15 protein-coding genes and 1 pseudogene are annotated in these 19,364 nt (G+C 42.3%); 5 read left to right on the top strand and 11 right to left on the bottom strand.

What is annotated here, in order from left to right:
- Positions 1-60: 60 nt before the first annotated feature.
- Positions 61-909 carry an alpha/beta fold hydrolase gene (locus tag NSTCB13_RS29335; protein WP_445626892.1) on the bottom strand — a complete coding sequence of 283 codons (849 nt, stop codon included), beginning with the start codon at positions 907-909 and terminating at the stop codon, positions 61-63.
- Positions 910-1,202: 293 nt separating this feature from the next.
- Complete coding sequence (locus tag NSTCB13_RS29330) at positions 1,203-1,346, bottom strand: hypothetical protein (protein ID WP_448274677.1); 144 nt, start codon at positions 1,344-1,346, stop codon at positions 1,203-1,205.
- A gap of 48 nt (positions 1,347-1,394) precedes the next feature.
- Between NSTCB13_RS29330 and NSTCB13_RS29325 the strand changes: the two genes are divergently transcribed.
- Positions 1,395-2,111, top strand: a complete 717-nt coding sequence (locus tag NSTCB13_RS29325) for an SGNH/GDSL hydrolase family protein (RefSeq protein ID WP_448274676.1) — start codon at positions 1,395-1,397, stop codon at positions 2,109-2,111.
- 54 nt (positions 2,112-2,165) lie between these two features.
- Here NSTCB13_RS29325 and NSTCB13_RS29320 read toward each other — a convergent pair whose 3' ends face one another.
- On the bottom strand, positions 2,166-3,401 hold the full coding sequence (locus tag NSTCB13_RS29320; protein WP_448274675.1) for a methionine gamma-lyase family protein: 1,236 nt from the start codon (positions 3,399-3,401) through the stop codon (positions 2,166-2,168).
- Between the two features lie 90 nt (positions 3,402-3,491).
- Between NSTCB13_RS29320 and NSTCB13_RS29315 the strand changes: the two genes are divergently transcribed.
- The 3 genes and pseudogenes from NSTCB13_RS29315 (at position 3,492) to NSTCB13_RS29305 (ending at position 7,026) form a co-directional block, all read left to right on the top strand.
- The gene (locus NSTCB13_RS29315; RefSeq protein WP_448266215.1) at positions 3,492-4,313 is read left to right on the top strand and encodes an acyl-CoA desaturase; all 822 of its coding nucleotides are present in this window, start codon (positions 3,492-3,494) and stop codon (positions 4,311-4,313) included.
- 358 nt (positions 4,314-4,671) lie between these two features.
- Positions 4,672-5,725, top strand: a pseudogene (locus tag NSTCB13_RS29310) (fatty acid desaturase).
- A 221-nt stretch (positions 5,726-5,946) separates the two neighbouring features.
- On the top strand, positions 5,947-7,026 hold the full coding sequence (locus tag NSTCB13_RS29305; RefSeq protein ID WP_448274674.1) for a fatty acid desaturase: 1,080 nt from the start codon (positions 5,947-5,949) through the stop codon (positions 7,024-7,026).
- Positions 7,027-7,418: 392 nt separating this feature from the next.
- Here the strand turns inward: NSTCB13_RS29305 and NSTCB13_RS29300 are convergent, their stop codons facing one another.
- The 7 genes from NSTCB13_RS29300 to fdxB all read right to left on the bottom strand — a co-directional run bounded on the left by NSTCB13_RS29300 (position 7,419) and on the right by fdxB (position 15,048).
- Positions 7,419-7,868 (bottom strand): ArsC/Spx/MgsR family protein, encoded by a 450-nt coding sequence (locus tag NSTCB13_RS29300; protein ID WP_445626899.1) that lies wholly within the window; start codon positions 7,866-7,868, stop codon positions 7,419-7,421.
- A gap of 202 nt (positions 7,869-8,070) precedes the next feature.
- Positions 8,071-8,682 carry a cysteine dioxygenase family protein gene (locus NSTCB13_RS29295; RefSeq protein WP_445626900.1) on the bottom strand — a complete coding sequence of 204 codons (612 nt, stop codon included), beginning with the start codon at positions 8,680-8,682 and terminating at the stop codon, positions 8,071-8,073.
- A 386-nt stretch (positions 8,683-9,068) separates the two neighbouring features.
- A complete protein-coding gene (locus NSTCB13_RS29290; protein WP_448274673.1) occupies positions 9,069-9,554 on the bottom strand; it encodes a hypothetical protein in 486 nt (161 codons plus the stop codon).
- 222 nt (positions 9,555-9,776) lie between these two features.
- Entirely contained in the window at positions 9,777-10,376 is a 600-nt protein-coding gene (locus NSTCB13_RS29285) for a cytochrome c oxidase subunit 3 (protein ID WP_445626902.1), read from the bottom strand.
- Positions 10,377-11,325: 949 nt separating this feature from the next.
- Complete coding sequence (ctaD, locus tag NSTCB13_RS29280) at positions 11,326-13,014, bottom strand: cytochrome c oxidase subunit I (protein ID WP_448274672.1); 1,689 nt, start codon at positions 13,012-13,014, stop codon at positions 11,326-11,328.
- 229 nt (positions 13,015-13,243) lie between these two features.
- Positions 13,244-14,233, bottom strand: coding sequence for a cytochrome c oxidase subunit II (locus tag NSTCB13_RS29275; protein ID WP_448274671.1), 990 nt, complete (start codon positions 14,231-14,233; stop codon positions 13,244-13,246).
- A gap of 521 nt (positions 14,234-14,754) precedes the next feature.
- A complete protein-coding gene (fdxB, locus tag NSTCB13_RS29270; protein ID WP_445626905.1) occupies positions 14,755-15,048 on the bottom strand; it encodes a ferredoxin III, nif-specific in 294 nt (97 codons plus the stop codon).
- Positions 15,049-16,116: 1,068 nt separating this feature from the next.
- On the opposite strand from fdxB, the gene NSTCB13_RS29265 reads away from it, so the two are divergent.
- A complete protein-coding gene (locus NSTCB13_RS29265; protein ID WP_448274670.1) occupies positions 16,117-17,712 on the top strand; it encodes a helix-turn-helix domain-containing protein in 1,596 nt (531 codons plus the stop codon).
- A 139-nt stretch (positions 17,713-17,851) separates the two neighbouring features.
- Here the strand turns inward: NSTCB13_RS29265 and NSTCB13_RS29260 are convergent, their stop codons facing one another.
- Positions 17,852-18,835, bottom strand: a complete 984-nt coding sequence (locus NSTCB13_RS29260; protein ID WP_448274669.1) for a sucrase ferredoxin — start codon at positions 18,833-18,835, stop codon at positions 17,852-17,854.
- Positions 18,836-19,364 lie beyond the last annotated feature (529 nt).

The following is a 19,364-nucleotide window of genomic DNA, read 5'->3' as shown; positions in this document are numbered from 1 at the left end:
ACATCTTCTCTCTCCATTTCTTCTTCGTTGTCAATAGTCAAAATTTTTTAAATATTTGGACTATTGACTACCAACTACCTGCGGATGTTCTTTCAGCCAATGGTCAATATCATTTAGTACCTGCTGAGGAACTTCCCACGGAAAAAGATGAGCGGTGTTGGGATAGCACTGCCACTGAGAATTTTGGAGATGTCGAGCAGTTTCTAAGCTGGAATCAGATGTGATGTGGCGGTCTTTTTCACCAGCAAGTACTAGACTAGGACATTGTATTTGTTCTAAATCTAGAAGCCGATTGTATCCTGATTGAATTGCACTATAAAGGGCGCGAGTAGCAGCTGGAGAAGTTTGCAAATAAGCTGGTACTGCTTCCTTGGCGATGTAATTGTAACTGGTAGATGTATGTTGTTGGATTAGGTAGCGGAAAAGCGATCGCTTACCAAAAGTTTCAATATTCCATTGCCAACTCGGTTTTATATAGTTCAATAGGGCAGCAATGCCAGTATATAAATTATCCTGCCAAGTAATAGGAGGATGACTGCCACGGGGTTTTGCAGCTGTCGCCACCAAAATCAGCCCAGTAACGCGCTCTGGCAAACGTAATGCCATCTCCATTGCCAAAATGCCCCCAAGTGACCATCCCAATACCAGGCACTTTTCAATCTGCAAACGGTCTAGCAGCGCTTCTAAATCAGTCAAATGGTCATTCATGTCAAAATTGCCGTTGTAGCGACTTTTGCCGTATCCGCGTAAATCAGGGGCAAAAGTTTTGTAGCGTTTTGATAAATGATTGGTAAAGACAGAAAGACTACGACCAGTACCAGGATGACCATGTAAGCCCAGAATGGGGAATCCTTGACCTTGGGTGTAAACATTGAGACGTGCAGCAGTTGGGGTGTGGCGATCGCTCATTACTCGCCCTTCTCCTGTCTACAGAACAAATCTTCTAAAATGCGTTGACTTTCAGTTTTCAAGCCTTTAATCTCAGTCACAACTTATTTCCGTTCAAAATCGCTTCAAAGTTACGTACCTATTCAGTTTAGGTTGTGAACCTACAAGCTAGACAATGTTTTAGTCTTGTATTTGAAGGGTGATTAGTCTTTCTCTTACAAGCCCTGTCTGTTCAGAGCAGGGTTTGTGACAGTAGTTCTATCTTATTCTTCTAATTGTGTCATAGGCTTGAAATCCTTCTGCCCAGCCAGCAACTACCCAGAATGACAAATTATGTTTACCTGTAGCGATCGCACAAGCTGAAGTTCTACTGGCTCAACGTTGAGATGGGTTGCGACCAGTGTAAGAAGTATTTCGAGATTCAGGGCTTGTAACCGCAAATCCATCTTCTGATTCATATCGTCTACTATCTCCTCATGCTACGGTCGGACAAACAGGAGAGTGTGATGGCTGCGTTTCGACCTACGCGACGACACTTTATTCAAGTATTTGGCGGGGCAAGTGTCCTAACTCTCTTTGGCTGCAATCGAGGGGAGCAAGAAATGGTGACACTATATACCTTTGGCGACTCAATTTTAGATTGCGGACGATATAACGAGTTTGGGGTTCATCCAGGGCAACTCCTCGTCCAGAATGACGATCGCCTGTTTCCCGAATTTCAAGGTCAGGATCTAACATCACGCGGGCCTGCTCAACTGCAACATCGTGCGCGTGATGGTGCAACGGTTGATGGGTTGTCTTCTCAGGCTCACCAATTGCGGGTGCAAGGAAAGGCGATTGCACTAATCACTATCGGTGGTAACGATCTCCTGGGGGGATTAATTCAAGATACTGGTGCAGGAATTGCAACTTTTGCTAATACTTTGGACACATTTGTACAGCAGTTGCCAATTCGCCCCGTTGTCCTTGGTAATGTGTACGATCCTACCTTTGGAGATGACAGACGCAACTTTGTAGGGGTTGAGTCGGCGATCGCCCGCAAGAACCTCCAGCGCATGAACACTGCAATTCAAGAAATCGCTAATCGCTATGGGCAATTTGTCGATCTCCACGCCCATTTCCTAAAGGGCGATCCATCCTGGTTCACAGCGACGATCGAGCCAAGCCTGTTGGGTGCATCCGAAGTGCGACGGGCTTTTCTCCCCTATGTTGTCGGTAAATAAAGATATTTTTTCTTGTGGCAATATAGAGTTGAGCGTTACCAACCCAATCCTTAATCACAAACTACTAGTGCCGACTGCATCGATCGCAGCTTCCAGGGCGATCGCCACATGAGTCCAATGAGTCCCACCCTGGCAATAAACCACATACGGCTCACGCATTGGCCCATCTGCTGATAATTCCAAAGTACTCCCTTCAATAAATGTCCCCCCAGCCATGACCACCTGGCTCTCATACCCCGGCATATCATCTGGAACGGGGTCTAAGTAGGAACCGATGGGAGAATGCTGTTGTATAGCTTTACAGAAAGCAATTAGCTTTTCGGCAGAACCGAGTTTAATTGCTTGAATTACATCTCCACGGGGAGCCAAGGGAGCCGGATTGACTGGATAACCGAGTCGATCAAATACATAACCAGTAAGATAAGTCCCTTTTATTGCCTCTCCGACTATTTGCGGCGCTAGAAATAAACCTTGGAACAGCAAGCGATTTTGGTCAAAAGTAGCACCGCCATAACTACCGATACCGGGAGCCGTGAGGCGACAGGCGGATGCTTCCACTAAATCAGCGCGACCTGCGACATAACCGCCAGCACTGACAATAGTGCCACCAGGATTTTTAATCAATGACCCCGCCATTAAATCAGCACCTACATCTGTGGGTTCCTTGGTTTCAATGAATTCGCCATAGCAGTTATCCACAAAGCAAACGGTATTCGGGTTTTGCTGTTTGACTAAGTGAACGATTTTTTCAATATCGGCAATTGATAAACTAGGACGCCAAGAATAGCCACAAGAGCGCTGAATTAAGACTAAACGAGTGTTTTCAGCCACACTAGTAGTTAAAGCTTGCCAATCTATAGTTCCTTCTGGGGTTAGCTCCAATTGGCGGTAATTTATGCCAAACTCGATCAGGGAACCTTGACCTTGACCCCGTAAACCAATGACTTCTTCAAGCGTATCGTAGGGAGAACCGACCACTGCTAACATTTCATCTCCAGGACGGAGAACACCAAACAAAGCACAGGCGATCGCATGAGTTCCCGAAACGAACTGAACCCGCACAGCCGCAGCTTCAGCACCCATAACTTCGGCAAAAACTTTATCTAAAGTTTCTCGTCCTAAATCATCATGACCATAACCACTTACACCAGCAAAGTGGTGTGCGCCTACACGGTGATTACGAAAAGCATCCAGCACTCGTTTTAGATTATGCTTGACCTGAGCGTCAATTCCAGAAAAAATTTCTAATAGTGCATGTTCTGCTTGCCGCAGCTGTTCTAAGCTGTTCATCAGTTCCTCTTTCAAAAAAAATTAATTTATAGATATGCGGATTTTAAGATCGCGCAGACTAGGCTGGAAAATTCAAATTCAGGTTACTGCATGACAATTGCTACTTCAACCAAACCTCAAGTTAACTGGGTCAATACCCTGTTTTTCATTGGACTGCACATCGGCGCTTTATTTGCCTTTGTTCCTGGTAACTTTAGCTGGACAGCAGTTGGTGTGGGTTTCTTGCTGTACTGGATAACAGGTGGTTTAGGAGTTACTCTCGGATTTCACCGCCTTGTTACTCATCGCAGTTTTCAAACTCCCAAGTGGCTAGAGTATCTTCTGGTTTTCTTTGGGACACTCTCGTGTCAAGGAGGCCCAATTGAATGGGTCGGGACACATCGCATTCATCATTTAAACTCTGATACTGATGCCGATCCCCATGATTCTAATAAAGGCTTCTGGTGGAGCCACATGGATTGGCTGATTCACTATTGTCCCGCTCACGCTGATGTTCCTCGTTTCACCAAAGACATTGCCGAAGACCCAGTTTATCAGTTTTTAGAAAAATATTTCATCTCGATCCAGGTTGCTCTAGGTGTATTGCTTTTGCTTCTAGGTGGCTGGTCGTTTGTTGTCTGGGGAATTTTTGTGCGCATTGTCTGGGTTTACCACTGCACTTGGTTGGTGAACAGCGCTACTCATAAATTTGGCTATCAAAGCTATGATTCTGGTGATAAATCGACTAATTGCTGGTGGGTAGCCGTACTAGTTTTCGGTGAAGGCTGGCATAATAACCATCATGCTTTTCAATACTCAGCTCGTCATGGGCTGAAATGGTGGGAAGTCGATTTAACTTGGATGACAGTTCAATTGCTGCAAGCAGTTGGTCTGGCGACTAATGTGAAATTGGCCCCAACAAAAGTTAGTTAGGAGAGACGCGATTAATCGCGTCTGTACAGGAGTTAGGAGAGACGCGATTAATCGCGTCTGTACAGGACTTAGGAGTTACGTGATGCCATCAATTTTTCTCAAACCATAATTTTGGAAACTACAAATCTTTATGGGACAAGGAGCGTTTATAATTCACATCTGGTGTGAGTTAAAAATCTAAACTCCTAACTCATCACTTCTAACTCCTCACTTTTTACTCCTAACTTTTTAAAAAGCTATTTACTGGTGCGCTTGTGTCGGTTAGGTTGCTATAATCCGAAGCGCTAATGTGAAGAATTTTTGCGGCAAGTTACTTTTTAGTGACTTGGTGGAGGAGTTTGTTGTTTTTTAGGTGTCCATGACTACATCAATAATTAATAGCCAGAAACTAAGTGACGAGCCTAGTAATTCCGACTTTCGGCTCAAAGATATTGTCAAAACCCTGCCACGGGAATGTTTTCAGCAGAACCGTCGCAAAGCTTGGACACAAGTAATACTCAGTGTCTTGGCGGTCGCCTTGGGCTATTACAGCCTGGCGATCGCTCCTTGGTTTCTCTTGCCCCTTGCTTGGATTTTTACGGGCACTGCTTTAACAGGTTTTTTTGTAATTGGCCATGATTGCGGTCACAGGGTCTTTTGCCAAACGTCGTTGGGTGAATGATTTGGTAGGGCATTTCTTCATGATGCCGTTAATTTACCCCTTTCATAGTTGGCGCATTAAGCATAATTACCACCATACTCATACTAATAAGCTGGATGAGGACAATGCTTGGCATCCAATCAGACCAGAAGTGTTTGAAGATTGGGATAAAACCCGACAGTCTGCTTTTGAACTGTTCATGCGTAAACGCTTCTGGTGGGTAGGTTCCATTGGACATTGGGCTGTAGTGCATTTTGATTGGCGGAACTTCAAAACGAAAGACCAATCGAGTATCAAGCTGTCTGTGGCTGTAGTAGTTGTGTTTGCTGCGATCGCTTTCCCGCTTTTGGTCGCCACAACTGGTATCTGGGGCTTTGTCAAGTTTTGGCTAGTGCCCTGGATGATTTACCATTTTTGGATGAGTACTTTTACTATTGTTCACCACACTGCCGCAGATGTTCCTTTTACGACAGCGAACAAGTGGAACGAAGCTCTAGCACAGCTATTTGGCACTATTCATTGTGATTATCCGCGTTGGGTAGAAATCCTGTGCCACGATATCAATGTTCATGTCCCTCATCATATTTCCACTGCGATTCCTTCTTATAATTTGCGGTTAGCTTACAGCAGCATCAAAGAAAATTGGCAGCCTTATCTACATGATGAGTGTCAGTTTTCTTGGTCTTTAATGAAACAGATTACAGACCAGTGTCAACTATACACAACTGATGTTGGCTATAAAACTTTCAACGAATATTATACAGAGCAATAAATAGCGCTGTGATTTAGACTTACGCTCTTGAACTCAACGAGAGCGTCTATCATGCTGTGTTTAAATAGAATTTGGCAACTTTTTACTAACTAAAAGTTGTTAGCTAAATTGCCAAAATTTATCTTTTTTGATGTTAGCGATCGCTAGTTTTGTGGGCATCCTAAAGGTGAGATTATCTTGTCTCAAATCAAGTTCCGATTTATATCCAACAAAAGAATCCAGTGCTATCAAATCTCGTCACGTTCAATAATCCTACTGGCTACGAAACGTCTGAGGATTCCACCAAATTACCTTTCACTCTTCAAGATTTAAAAGCTGCAATCCCTGCTGAATGCTTTCAGCCCAATGTAACAAAATCACTTTTTTACTTTTTTCGTGACATCCTAATTATCGGTCTGCTTTATGCCGTAGCTAATTACCTGGATTCTTGGCTTTTCTTTCCGATTTTCTGGCTAATGCAAGGAACGATGTTTTGGGCTTTGTTTGTAGTCGGGCATGACTGCGGACACCAATCTTTTTCTAAGCATAAATGGCTCAATGATTTGATTGGACATCTTTCTCACACACCAATACTTGTTCCTTATCATGGTTGGCGGATCAGCCACCGAACCCATCACAAAAATACTGGCAATCTCGATAATGATGAAAGCTGGTATCCTGTGACGGAATCAGAATACAAAGAGATGCCTTTAGCCCAAAAGATAGTCCGATATTATATTTTTCTCTTGGCTTATCCTGTGTATCTGTTTAAGCGTTCTCCTAATAAAGAAGGCTCTCACTTTTTGCCCAGCAGTCCGCTTTTCAAAGCATCAGAAAAATGGGATGTCATCACTAGTACTGTACTTTTGATTGGCATGGTAGGTTTGCTCGGTTTCCTCACATACCAATGGGGTTGGATGTGGTTGCTGAAATATTATGCTGTGCCCTACCTTGTATTCATAATTTGGCTAGATTTGGTGACATTTTTGCACCACACTGAGCCAGAGCTTCCCTGGTATCGGGGAGAAGATTGGACTTTCCTCAAAGGCGCAATTTCTAGTATTGACCGTGATTATGGTTTGGTTAATCATATCCATCACGATATTGGTACTCATGTTGCTCACCATATATTCCTTAACATCCCTCACTACAATTTGCTGAAGGCAACTGAGGCAATAAAACCAGTCATGGGTGAGTATTTCCACAAATCGGAAGAACCTATTTGGAAGTCATTATGGCGTTCATGTGTCAGCTGCCATTTTGTACCTGATAGTGGTAGTAAGGTTTACTACACATCCAACCAGAAGTTAGCTAAAGACTAGAGCTAATTTCAAAATCCCTCTCCCAAGCTTGGGAGAGGGGCGTTGCATAATTGCGGGATGATTTTACTAGTTTTGTGGGATGGGCCGAAAAGCCCGTCCCTTGTATTTCCGGGCGGGCTTTTCGGCCCACCCCACAAGAATCATCCCTTGATTCAGCAACGCCGGGAGAGGGATTTAGGGTGAAAGCTCATTGATTTATGCAAGAAGTTTAATAAACATAAGCCGCCTTGTTTTTGATGTTGTTCACCATGATGGTTACAGCCACCCTAATGATTAACGTGAGTTCGACAAGCCCTTTTGTGACCTCTCCCCCAACCCCTCTCCGACACGGAGAGGGGAGCCAAAACCCGTGGGAGAGGGAGGTTGGGAGGAAGAGGTTCATCGAACTCACGTTAATGATTATGGTGATGATGACCATGACCGTGGGAGCAGTTTTGCAAATCTTGCTTCATCAACTTGTCGCTGATTTCTTGCAAGGATTCATCCACAGCTTGTAAGCCAATCCAAGTATCAATCTTTTGGACATCAAATCCTACCTCACGGCGTTCGCCTACTTCTAACAAAGGACGGCGAATTAAAAGTGGCTCTTTCAGCATCAACGTCAAGGCGGTTTGGGCATCGATTTTTTCAGGAACCACCTCACCAGATTTTACCTTAGGGGCGGAAGGATTAAACCATTCGGCTACGGGGCGATCGCCAAAAAAAGAACGCAACCGCTCAACTGTCCAAGGTTCTGTTAGCAAATTCTGTGGTATCACTTCATGACCGGCAGCTGTGAGCAAAACTTTTTGCTTAATACCACCTTTACAGCCTGGTTTGCTATAGAAAATTACTCTTGCCATTTAACTACCTCTTAGTAGAATACGATTCGTTTGTGTCTCGTTCCCAGTTTCCGACTGAGAATGCTGTCCTAAAGGCGGAGCCTCTGTTGCTGGCGGCAGCAGCCCAATTGAAGTGCATTTCCCAGAGGCTGGAAACGAGATATGAAAAGGCTTTCAGCTTAATTTGACACCAATGATGGCTGTGTGTGCCTACTGCGTGATGCTAAAAGTTTTTAGCACTATACTTAATCGGATCAAACTCAAATCTCTCATTGGGATCGGTTTCACCGTAGATATTAAAAGTCACAGTTGGTTCATCACCCACTGCTTCTACACAGTGAATTGCATCGGGAGTAAAGCTAATAATATCTCCTGGAAATAGAGTTAGCTCTCCCGTGGGTTCAATTTTGTCCTGAAATTCTGGGCTATGACTGCGTTGCCAAAAAGTATTTTTTTCCTGACCTTTTAACACCGCCACGATTCCCCATGTCCCATGATTATGAATGTTCGATCGGGTTCCCGGTGCAAATGTTACTGTTTGCACAGTTAAGGGAAAACCTAATTCATCGTATAGGAGTAAAACAGAGGTTCCTGTTTTGGGTGAAGGCTCTAAAGTTTGACTTCGTACCCAGTAGGAATTTACTATCAAGCGCCTTACGAGCATCCGAATTTCTGGCAGAAAACTGACTCGATCGTCTCCATTATTGAGAACATCTTCCACCTCAGTTAAAAACCGGTAAAGGCGGTAATTTTCTCTCAATAAATCCCAGGCTCTTACAGATTTACAAGCTTGATGCTGACCATCTCCCGTTAGTAACCAATCCTTACCTTTCATAACTTTTAAATTGATAACGGAGAAGATTGGATGATAATGATCGGAGAGACGTTAGGAATATTGTTTGCAGGAATTTTAGTCGGTATGGTAATTGCAGGAATAATAGAGTTACTATTACTAGCTGCTCCCAAAATAGAGTAAGAGGAATATGATGTAGATAACCAGTTGTTCATGATTGTTCACCAAAAGGGCATTGGGCATTGGGAATGGGGCATTGGGCATTGGGAATGGGGCAGAGGGGAAAGAGGTAATACCATTTCACGAAATGCTTGATACAAATGATTTGTCTCTAACTCTTTCCTCCTGTCCCCTGCCCCTTGTACCCCTGCTTCTTCATCATTCCCCACTCTTTCACACATCGTTTTGTAGAGAAGCACATTGACTAATTAATCATCTTCTTCTGCTGGACGTGTCAAAATATCCAGAAGAATTCCGGCACCAAAATCATGCTTTTCATCTATCTCTTTGACTTTGGTGCTGATTTCTTTTGCTTCTTCAATTTCTCCTAACTTTGCTAGTACTAATCCAGAAGCAGCATAAGCATTTAAGTACAATCGAATTTGTGGTTCTTCTTTGCGACTGACTAATATCGGCTTAAGTTGCTCCCAGTCATCAGGAAAGTTTTCTATTTCTTTAATTTTATCTAATAATTTGATTGTTGTTTGTAGTGCCAGAGAATAATTATTTTTATAATAGAAAAATCTATATGCTGCTACCAATACATCTGTATTTTCACCAGTTTTTGCTAAAGCTTGTTGAATATATTTTTCTGATTGTGATGTATTCTCCCAGTTTTGTGCAGCTAAAACTAATAAGTTTTTAATGTCTTCTGGAACCTGGAACCATGAGAATTGGTTTGTATTAGCTTGCATAATAAATTTCTGGAGAGTTAGGAGTTAGGAGTTAGGAGTTATACCATTTTAGATTTTAGATTTTAGATTTTAGATTTTGGATTGTGAAACATCCATTGGATAAGTGTCTCAGTTTTCCATCTGTCTAATCATTTCTCAAATTGGTATTAGAAGTTGTGAATTACGAGTTAGAAGTTATAAATTCTTAACTCTTGACTTCTGGCTCCTCACTCCTAACTTTTGTTAAAACAAAGTGAGAATGTACACTAAGGTGAATAATACAATCCAAATAATGTCTACGAAGTGCCAGTAAATTTCTGTCATTTCGATGAAAGTATGATTGGTTGCAGAATATTCACCGGGAAGACGCGATCGCCACAATGCACGTAATATCAATAACAGTCCTGCAAAAACGTGCAAACCGTGGAACCCAGTCATGATATAAAAGCAGTTGGCGAAGACGTTGGTAGTCAGTCCGTATCCTAATGTTGAATACTCATAAACCTGACCACCTAAGAAAATTGCTCCCATGATTGCAGTAATTGCATACCACAATTGCATTCCCTTGACGTTATTCTTTTTAATCGCCGTATCACCGAAGTGAATCACGAAACTACTAGACACCAGAATAATGGTGTTAATTGTCGGCACAAGTAGTTCTACTTCGCTTCCTTCTGGAGGCCAAACGGCTGTACTGCTCCGAAAAAACAAATAAGTGGCAAAAAATCCCCCAAACATCAGGGATTCAGAGGCGAGGAACGTCAAAAGTCCCCAAACTCTTAAATCTGGATGTTCTTCGTGTCCTGCACTGTGTTCTTCGCTTGTGGTTGTAGCTATAGTCATAGATTTTTTGACAATACCGATCTACTCTGTCTGTTGTGGAAGCTTGAATAAAGAATGAAGTCTGAAGTGGCAAAATTTCCATTCTTTATCCAAAATTCTTGTTTAACGTGAGTTCGACAGACCCTCTCCCGGACAGCCTCCCTCTCCCACGGAGAAAGGGAGGAGCAACGAGGAGAATTAGGGTTTTGGCTCCCCTCTCCGTGTCGGAGAGGGGCTGGGGGAGAAATCAAAATAGCACTCGTTGAACTCATGTTTGTTTAACGTGAGTTCGATGAACCTCTCCCGGACAGCCTCCCTCTCCCACGGAGAAAGGGAGGAGCAACGAGGAGAATTAGGGTTTTGGCTCCCCTCTCCGTGTCGGAGAGGGGCTGGGGGAGAGGTCAAAATAGCACTCGTCGAACTCACGCTTGTTTAGCCAAACTCTTGACTTGTTCAGGAATTTTGAAAATTCCGAGTTTCGTGTTCTGAATTCGGGCGGCCGTTTATTGAATTCGGGCGGCCGTTTCTTGAATTCGGGCGGCCGTTTATTGAATTCGGGCGGCCGTTTCTTGAATTCGGGCGGCCGTTTCTTGAATTCGGGCGGCCGTTTGTTGAATTCGGGCGGCCGTTTATTGAATTCGGGCGTCCGTTTGTTGAATTCGGGCGATCGTTTATTGAATTCGGGCGTCCGTTTTCTGAATTCGGGCGTTCGTTTAGGGACTTCCAGAAAATAAATTATCCAATTTACTCAGATCGTATTTTTCTTTCTCCCCCTGCCCCCTGCTCCCGTTCGGCTACGCTCACGGCAAGCCTGCCCCCCTGCCTACACCAAGATCGGATATTTTATTTAGTTGGAAGTCCCTTATTGAATTCGGGCGTTCGTGTTCCAAGCTTGGAGTTTCGAGTTTTTAAATCTAATGACTAGAAGTTTTAGTGGCTTTGAGTGCGATCGCATCACTCACTCTACGAACTAAGCACTAGCTTCTGGCGTTGCTGATGACTGTAATTCAGTTCTATGCTCTTGACCGTAGTCATAAGGGCCATGAGTGACAACCGGCAACACTTCCCAGTTTTCAATTGCAGGTGGTGAGCTTGTTGTCCATTCTAAGGTCAAACCTTGCCAAGGATTATCACCAGCCAAAGGCCCTTTCAGCCAACTGTAGATTATGTTGATGGTGAAAGGAATTACCGATATCGCCAAAACAAATGAACCAAAGGTACAAATTTGATTGAGGTCGATAAATTGGGGGTCATACATTGCCACTCTTCGCGGCATTCCCTTTAAGCCCAACTCGTGCATGGGTAAAAAGGTCAGATTAGTACCGATGAAAGTCAGGGCAAAGTGAATGCGTGCCAAGTTTTCATTCAGCATTCGTCCGGTCATTTTGGGGAACCAGTGATAAATGCCGGCGTAGATGCCAAACACGGAACCGCCAAACAGAACGTAATGGAAATGTCCGACTACATAATATGTGTCGTGGACGTGAACATCAAAGGGGGCTGTTCCCATCGTCACACCACTTAAGCCGCCCATGACAAACATGGACAACAAGCCAATGGCGAAAAGCATCGCACCTGTGAAGCGGATTTTACCACCCCAAAGGGTAGCAACCCAGGCAAAAATCTTCACGCCAGTGGGAACTGCAACGATAAGAGTGGAGATGGTAAAGAACATCCGCATCCAACCGGGTGTGCCACTGGTAAACATGTGGTGTACCCAGACGAACAAACCGACAACGCAGATGGCTACACTAGAGTAAGCGATCGCTTTATAACCAAAGATTGGTTTGCGGGAGTGAACTGGAATTACCTCGGACATAATGCCGAAGATGGGCAGAATCATTAAATATACTGCCGGGTGAGAATAAAACCAGAACAAGTGTTGATAAATTACAACGTTACCACCTGCATCTGGTTTAAAGAAGGATGTGCCAAAGTTGAGGTCAAACAACAGCAGCACTAAACCGGCTGCTAATACAGGTGTGGAGAGAAGCGCCAGCAGAGAGGTTGCCAAGATTGCCCAGCAAAATAGGGGTACTTGATCCCATTTCATGCTAGGAACCTTCATCATCAAAATGGTGATTACAAAGTTCAGCGAACCCAAAATTGAAGAAGTTCCCACCAAAACGATCGCAAGTATCCACATACTTTGAGCAATTGGTGCTGTCACTAAGCTCAAAGGTGGGTAAGCTGTCCAACCAGATTGGGAACCGCCGAAAATGAAACTACCTAAAATGAGCGCACCTGCTGGGGGATTTAACCAAAAGGCGATCGCGTTTAGCTTCGGGAAAGCCATATCCCTGGCACCAACCATCAATGGCACCAAATAGTTACCAAATCCCCCAATGGCGCTAGGAACAATCCACAGGAAGATCATAATCGTCCCGTGATTGGTCATGAAAGCGTTATACAGATTGGGGTCGAGTACGTCTGCATCTGGTGTTGCTAATTCGACACGGAGAGCAACAGCCATCAGTCCGCCGATGAGATAAAACACAAACGCCGTCACCAGGTATTGGATACCAATAACCTTGTGGTCAACATTAAATGTAAAATAGTCCTGCCATTTCCACGCCTTCGGATGCGAAGTGTGGCCAGTCACCATTTCCGGTTTCTTTTCGTCTGGTGGAGTATTCCGGGGAAATTCTACCTGTGTCATATTTTTGTCCTTTGTCCTACCCTGCGGGAAGCCGCAGAAGCGTCTATGTCATTTGTCCTTTGTCCGTTGTCATTTGTCACTTGTACTGAGCGAAGCCGTTGGCGTGGTCACTGAGCGAAGTCGAAGTGCAGCCTCTCGTAGAGAAGTATTTGTCATTTGTCCGTTGTCATTTGTCCGTTACCAATAACTAATGACCAATGACTAATAACTAATGACCAATGACCAATGACTAATGACCAATGACCAATGACTCTAGAGTTGCTGCACTAATTCCCATCTCATGGGTGTGGGGTGCGAGAAACTCTGATGTTGATAAGTCGGCTGGATTAACAGCAACGACTTGATTTAGGTTTTGTCGTTGAGCAAGCTGATTTTCTGTCCGCCAGCTATCATATTCTTCTGGCGTGTGGACAATTACCTGTGTCCGCATTGAACCGTGATAACCACCGCACAACTCAGCACAAACTACGGGATATGTACCTGGTTTGGTGGCGACAAATCGCAGTTCGGTAGGGATACCGGGAAGTGCATCTTGTTTCAAGCGGAAGTTTGGCACCCAGAATGAGTGAATTACATCTTGTGCTGAAAGGTTGAGTTGCACATCAGCACCAACGGGTATGTGTAATTCCCCAGAGGTAATGCCACTATCAGGGTAGCTAAATAACCAGGCATACTGTATGCCTTTGACATCAACAACTAAATCGGCTGGTTTGTTTAAGGTTTTAGGAGACGCGCCAATACCAATTGTTGGGGCTATTGCTGGGGCAGTTGTTGCTTCAGAAGCATCGCTGAGTGTAGCAGCGATTGCAGTTCCCGACTTATGAGCAACATGAGCAGCTGAATGAGGATGACCAGCAGGCTCAAAACCGCCCATTCGGTTAAAAACATCTACGCTGTAGATGCCCAAACCGAGGACAATTACTGTAGGAATTGCTGTCCAAAAGATTTCTAAGGGAACGTTGCCTTCGATTGGCAAACCATCGGTATCATCACCGCGACGGCGACGAAACTTGACCAAAAAAACTATAATTGTTCCTTCTACCACCAAGAAGAGTGCGATCGCAATGGTAAACATGACGTTGAAAAAACCGTCTACCAAAGGCGCTTGTAACGATGCCTGCACCGGCATGAGTGTGTGGTTGTGACCGATCCAAATACTGATTGCTGTAACTACTATCCCAGCAACCAGAGTCCATAGTGAAACAGGAACTTGTTGCATACATGCTACCTGTGTAAACAGTCTTTTGAGGTGTTATTTTCTGAGTTTAGGTTTTAGGGGAGAGGTTATAGGTTACAGGTTATAGGAATTCATCTATTCCCTGTAACCTGCACCCTATTCCCTTGTTCTTTCCCCATTCTCTATTTCCTTTTCACTTATTAACTTTCTAACGTGTAGCCATAAAAAATGGGGGAAACTTCCAGATTTTTTCCATATCTTTCCCCCAAAAAATGACAAATTATAGTTGAACTCATACCACAAAGTTAGCGCCCTGCTTTCACAAAAGCTAGTTGTTCTAAGAGGGCACTGTTAGACCTAATATTGATTAGGCTATATTAGCAGCAAGTTTAAATTTGTTAATAGCTAACATTTTGCGATTTACGGATTTGTTTACTATGAACTTTTTATTAGTTCCAGTAAATATTTAGTATTCCCCTCAAGTTACCTTGCCTAGCGCATTTGCGCTTTATTCAAACAGTGCCTCCTGTGACGAACAACAATTTTGACTAACTCCAAAAACCTTAATTATTTAAAGCAACGTGGGTGTAGCAGTTCTTTGGACAAATCCGCGAACAAGCTTCACAACCAATACAGTTGTCTGGAGAAGTAACTGCCATTACTTTCCGTTCAATTTCATCATCATCTTCATCTTCCACAAATTCACCTTCTTCATTGAGTGCCTTCAAACCAAGCACATTGTATCCGCATACCTTAATGCATCTGCCACAGCCGATACATTTGTCCTTGTCGATTTCCTGAGCAAATTTTGGTGTCCATGCCTTACCGCCAAATGTCAAACCTGTTAGTTGTGCCATGAATAAATCCTCAGCAATTTTGCTTGTCAATCTGTTTGTGCATTAATCATCATATTATCCTAGTCTTTTATTGTTTTATATTCAAAATTTACTTTTATCACATTAACTTTCGATGACTTTGAACACAATGCTCAATTTTTTTTTATGTCAATTTATAGATAAAATTTATTGCAAATGATTCTTATGAATATTTAGTATTCTTCGTTTATATGCTCTACATGGAAATGCATTGAATTTCTGACTCAATGTCTGACTAGAGGCAGTAATCAGCCAACGATCGGCAATTTTCATACAGAGGATAAGTAAAAAGTCGAGGATTTGAAACCTATACGAGTAAAGCCTCATGTATATGTGGTTTATACCTGCCGATTTAACTATTATTTACAGCAAATGCAACTATATCTCTAAGAGTAATGATATTTTTTTTTCAAATATTTATAGACTTGGGCAAACAAATTTATATAAACAGTATATAAATATACCAAAATAAATGTTCGCTATTGACATTTTGATATATGCAATATGTATTTTAGAAAGCAACAATTTTCCAGTTATTTTGATTTAAATATTTAAATAAATGATGACAAAGGAATATTTTGATTTCATCTGAATACACAAAATTAATTTATAAAGGAACTGTAAAGTTGATGGCAGAATACGATCGTGCCTTAAATATTAAAATTATTAACAAATCAGAGTAAGCTCAAGTATAGGAGGCTCGAAGATTGACGAAAAACATTTTGTGTAAGATTTTATCGTCAAAACTAAAATGTTCATCAAGTACTAAATTAAATAAACGTAAAGATTTTTTCTAGGCTCAATCCGAACAAATTAATTATTTTGCTCATGAAATGTATAGTTAATCAGAAGTTTTATTAGGCTATTTTTTAAACTTTAAATAGCTTGCAGTTAGATGCGAATTTAACAAGTGGATGTGGAAATGGAATGTGGTGAGAAAAAATTATTCTCACTAGAAATATTGTGTGGTAGCGAGTCATGAATAAACAGGACTCATCCAGGGGAGACCTGAGCCAGACATCTCAACGATTAGAGTGGGAAAAGAGCCAAATGCCTTATACAATTCCTAACAACAGTTGCGTTGGATGTGACAACTGCCGCCCCCAATGTCCTACGGGTGCAATCAGAATAGAAGACAATGAATACTGGGTCGATCCTGGTCTTTGTAATAATTGTGAGGGCTATTATTCACAACCGCAATGTGTAATAGCTTGTCCAACTAATTCTCCGATTCCTTGGCAGGCGAAAAAGGGAAGATGCAAAGTTGAACCGAGAGATGCTAGCAGCTTAGACTTATTTTCTAATGGCAAGAATAATCCATTTGCTTCAGCGATCGCAATTTGGGAAGCTTGTAATGTATTAGCGCAGCGCACATCCTTACCCTGGGAAACCGATGAAGAAGGGTACATCAGTTATAGCCGACAAGTTAATCAAGGGCGAGGTGCGATCGCTTTTCATATCCAAGATCCCTTGAAAGTGAACGACAAGGCTACAGACATAGCAGCAATTGAGGGGCTTGACATCAGAGCCGCTTGCATACATCTAATTTTTGCAGCTTATGCTACAGCTTTAGAGCAACCTTGGGAGCAAGAATTTGCGATCGATGAGCGACAAATCGAGAAATATTTGGGGATGGAGAAACGCAAAGACTTGAGCAAAGCTGCCAAGCTAGCTTTAATGAAAAATATCGTTCAGCAAGCTTGCTCCCTGATTATCTCCATTGACTGGCCCCAACAAGGTCGAATTAACGGATTCTCTCTTGTCGGCAGCCGCTTATGGCACTTAGTAGATATTCAGCACCACTTCCAGGAAGATAATCTCGGATGCAAATATCTGATCGGGCTAACTTTTAAAGTCAAAGCAGGCTTATGGGCGCAATATTTCTTAAACAAACAAGCATGTAAAGAGCGAACCGCATTCTATCAATACGGCAGTCTCCCCAAAACACTGCTAACCACAGTCATGAGTATTTGGCAGCAACATGAAGGCGCAGTTCGACTAATGCTGTGGTTGCTGTTTAAAACCAAAATGGGTAAAGAACAACGCATCACCATTCCTACCCTGCTGCGTATTGCTTACGGTGAAGAAAAAGTCGCCCTTGCATCCAGACAACGGGAAGAACGCAAACGTCTGCTGCGAACCTTTGAAAGCGATTTAGAAATTCTCAATCACTATGGAATGAAACCGCTTTTCGATCCAGTTACTTACCCACCAGAAATTCAACCTTTGTGGGCGAAATTAATCGATCTTCCCGAAGATCCAGATGAAGCATTAGAATTTTGGACTAATGACGGTGGTGCTGAAACTCGCCTCACAGACACAGGCCCCCGTGGTAAATGGAATCTGCTCATGAATGCGCGGATTTTGGCTTTTGAACTCCCGCCAGAATGGGAACAGCAAATCTCAGAATCGGAAAAAAAGAAAACAAGAACTGCTAAAGCCAAAAAGAAACCCAAAGCTACAAACGATTTGCTAGGCGAACAGATTTTGCAAGCGCGAAAAAATTTGAATCTTTCCCAAAGAGAATTGGCAAAACTCACAGGTAAAAGCCAAAGCTGGATTCGAGATATCGAGAATGGTCGTTTAAAAGCCAAATTAGAAGACCAAATACTGTTACGAAAAGTCTTAAATATGGCTTCATCTTAATTGAGAATTTAAACGCAAATAGGCGCAGAGGAACACAGAGATTTTATTAAGAATTTGTGCAGCGTTATAGTAAATACAGCAATACTTTGCGTACCTCTGCGCTTCCCTTAGCGCCCCTCTGCGTTTAAAAACTCTCTCTCTACTTCTGTGTACTATAACTCATCACCTTACTAGAAGTAATCCAAAAACTACCGACAGCATATTTAGTAACTACCAACTCTCGTGTCGCATTGCATGAACTTTTCAGTTGTTGAGTCTTCGTTTCATCTTTCACAAGTTTAGCCTGGTAAGTATAAAGAGAACCACAAGGTTGTTCAAAACTAATTTCAGCTAAAATAGTATTATTGTCTAAACTTTGCTCTAAAATTTTGCCTGCAACTTTGTAATTAAACCAATCCCATCCTTTATAGAGAATTAGCTCTCTTTCCAAAACTTGAAGTGCAGCAGGCAGAATTCCCCAGCCTCGATAGACTTGATGTAAACATTGAATATCACCAGTACGAGTCAAAATCGATCTAAAAGAATCTCGATCGAGACGACCGTAGTATCTTCCTTCTGGCAAGTCTATAACTGTTGGTGCAAACCGATGTCCACCAAAGTGCGATGATTTCCAAATTCGCACATTCTCTAAGCGCAAATCAGCATTACTCGCTGTTATTTGGAAATAAAAAGGAGCGCCATATCTCGCACAACACTTATCATGGCTGCCGTGGGTACAAACTAAAATATCTCTAGTTTTACTAGTTTCTACTTCCAAATTAGAATCGATACCCCATATCCATTTTTGGACAACTCCTGCTACTTGCTCAATATTTGCTAGCTGAAACTCCTGCTTATGGTATCCATTACTTAGCCCCTCTTCTTTTTGATAAATCAAAAGCGTAGTGTGATTTACCTTGTGTGATAAATCATTAGCAATTAGGAGGAATCTAATCGGCAGTTTCGCACGCTTCACTTCTTCTATCAAAATCCTCAAATTCTGAGGCACCCACTTGGAGTTAAAGGCTTCTGATGTCCAAGGTAAAGGACACTCAACTAAAATATAAGTTTGATAATTGGTGGCACTACCAATAACATCTTCTCCTACTTGCCGCGAATCATCAGAACAAAAAAAAGTATTCATCTCGCTGTACTCATTAGCATATTTTATGGACAAAAGGTATTACAAAATACAATTGTGTTCTTAGCTACAATATCCTTGGTTCAAGGAGATAAAAAAGAACAATATTCATTTCCCAGTTAAAACTAGGTAGCCACTTTATAACATCATTATCGATTGAGGTCTTCCCGGTTAATAAATTCTCCACAATAAAGATAAATAGTGTCAAGAGATATTTTTCCGTATGAGTGGCGTTAATTTTGTATCTAGTTTTATTGTTATTTGGTATTTAATAAATTTTCATTAGCGGAAACTCAGTTTTTCTGAACTTGGTCTCTTTGGCAAAATCAAATATATTAAACCTAGTACATAGACGCAAAGCGACTGGGAGAGTTACCGACGATTAACTTGCTTACAATCTTGATGTAGCTGATACTACAATCAAAAATGTTCCTAGTAGCAATCTAGTTGTTTAAAGTTTTGCTGAAATTATCTACATAGCTAATTACATATCCTGTTTTTACATATAAAGATATAATTCTGTATCGATTAT

It is taken from the genome of Nostoc sp. DSM 114160 (genome assembly GCF_053470305.1).
Note: the sequence above shows the minus strand (reverse complement) of the source record. Positions and strands in the feature narration are given on the sequence as shown.

Bases quoted from the DNA above. Each gene is read 5' to 3' on its own strand.
- NSTCB13_RS29335 (WP_445626892.1), bottom strand. From the start codon at position 909: ATGAGCGATCGCCACACCCCAACTGCTGCACGTCTCAATGTTTACACC.
- NSTCB13_RS29330 (WP_448274677.1), bottom strand. From the start codon at position 1,346: ATGAATCAGAAGATGGATTTGCGGTTACAAGCCCTGAATCTCGAAATA.
- NSTCB13_RS29325 (WP_448274676.1), top strand. From the start codon at position 1,395: ATGGCTGCGTTTCGACCTACGCGACGACACTTTATTCAAGTATTTGGC.
- NSTCB13_RS29320 (WP_448274675.1), bottom strand. From the start codon at position 3,401: ATGAACAGCTTAGAACAGCTGCGGCAAGCAGAACATGCACTATTAGAA.
- NSTCB13_RS29315 (WP_448266215.1), top strand. From the start codon at position 3,492: ATGACAATTGCTACTTCAACCAAACCTCAAGTTAACTGGGTCAATACC.
- NSTCB13_RS29300 (WP_445626899.1), bottom strand. From the start codon at position 7,868: ATGGCAAGAGTAATTTTCTATAGCAAACCAGGCTGTAAAGGTGGTATT.
- NSTCB13_RS29295 (WP_445626900.1), bottom strand. From the start codon at position 8,682: ATGAAAGGTAAGGATTGGTTACTAACGGGAGATGGTCAGCATCAAGCT.
- NSTCB13_RS29290 (WP_448274673.1), bottom strand. From the start codon at position 9,554: ATGCAAGCTAATACAAACCAATTCTCATGGTTCCAGGTTCCAGAAGAC.
- NSTCB13_RS29285 (WP_445626902.1), bottom strand. From the start codon at position 10,376: ATGACTATAGCTACAACCACAAGCGAAGAACACAGTGCAGGACACGAA.
- ctaD (WP_448274672.1), bottom strand. From the start codon at position 13,014: ATGACACAGGTAGAATTTCCCCGGAATACTCCACCAGACGAAAAGAAA.
- NSTCB13_RS29275 (WP_448274671.1), bottom strand. From the start codon at position 14,233: ATGCAACAAGTTCCTGTTTCACTATGGACTCTGGTTGCTGGGATAGTA.
- fdxB (WP_445626905.1), bottom strand. From the start codon at position 15,048: ATGGCACAACTAACAGGTTTGACATTTGGCGGTAAGGCATGGACACCA.
- NSTCB13_RS29265 (WP_448274670.1), top strand. From the start codon at position 16,117: ATGCCTTATACAATTCCTAACAACAGTTGCGTTGGATGTGACAACTGC.
- NSTCB13_RS29260 (WP_448274669.1), bottom strand. From the start codon at position 18,835: ATGAATACTTTTTTTTGTTCTGATGATTCGCGGCAAGTAGGAGAAGAT.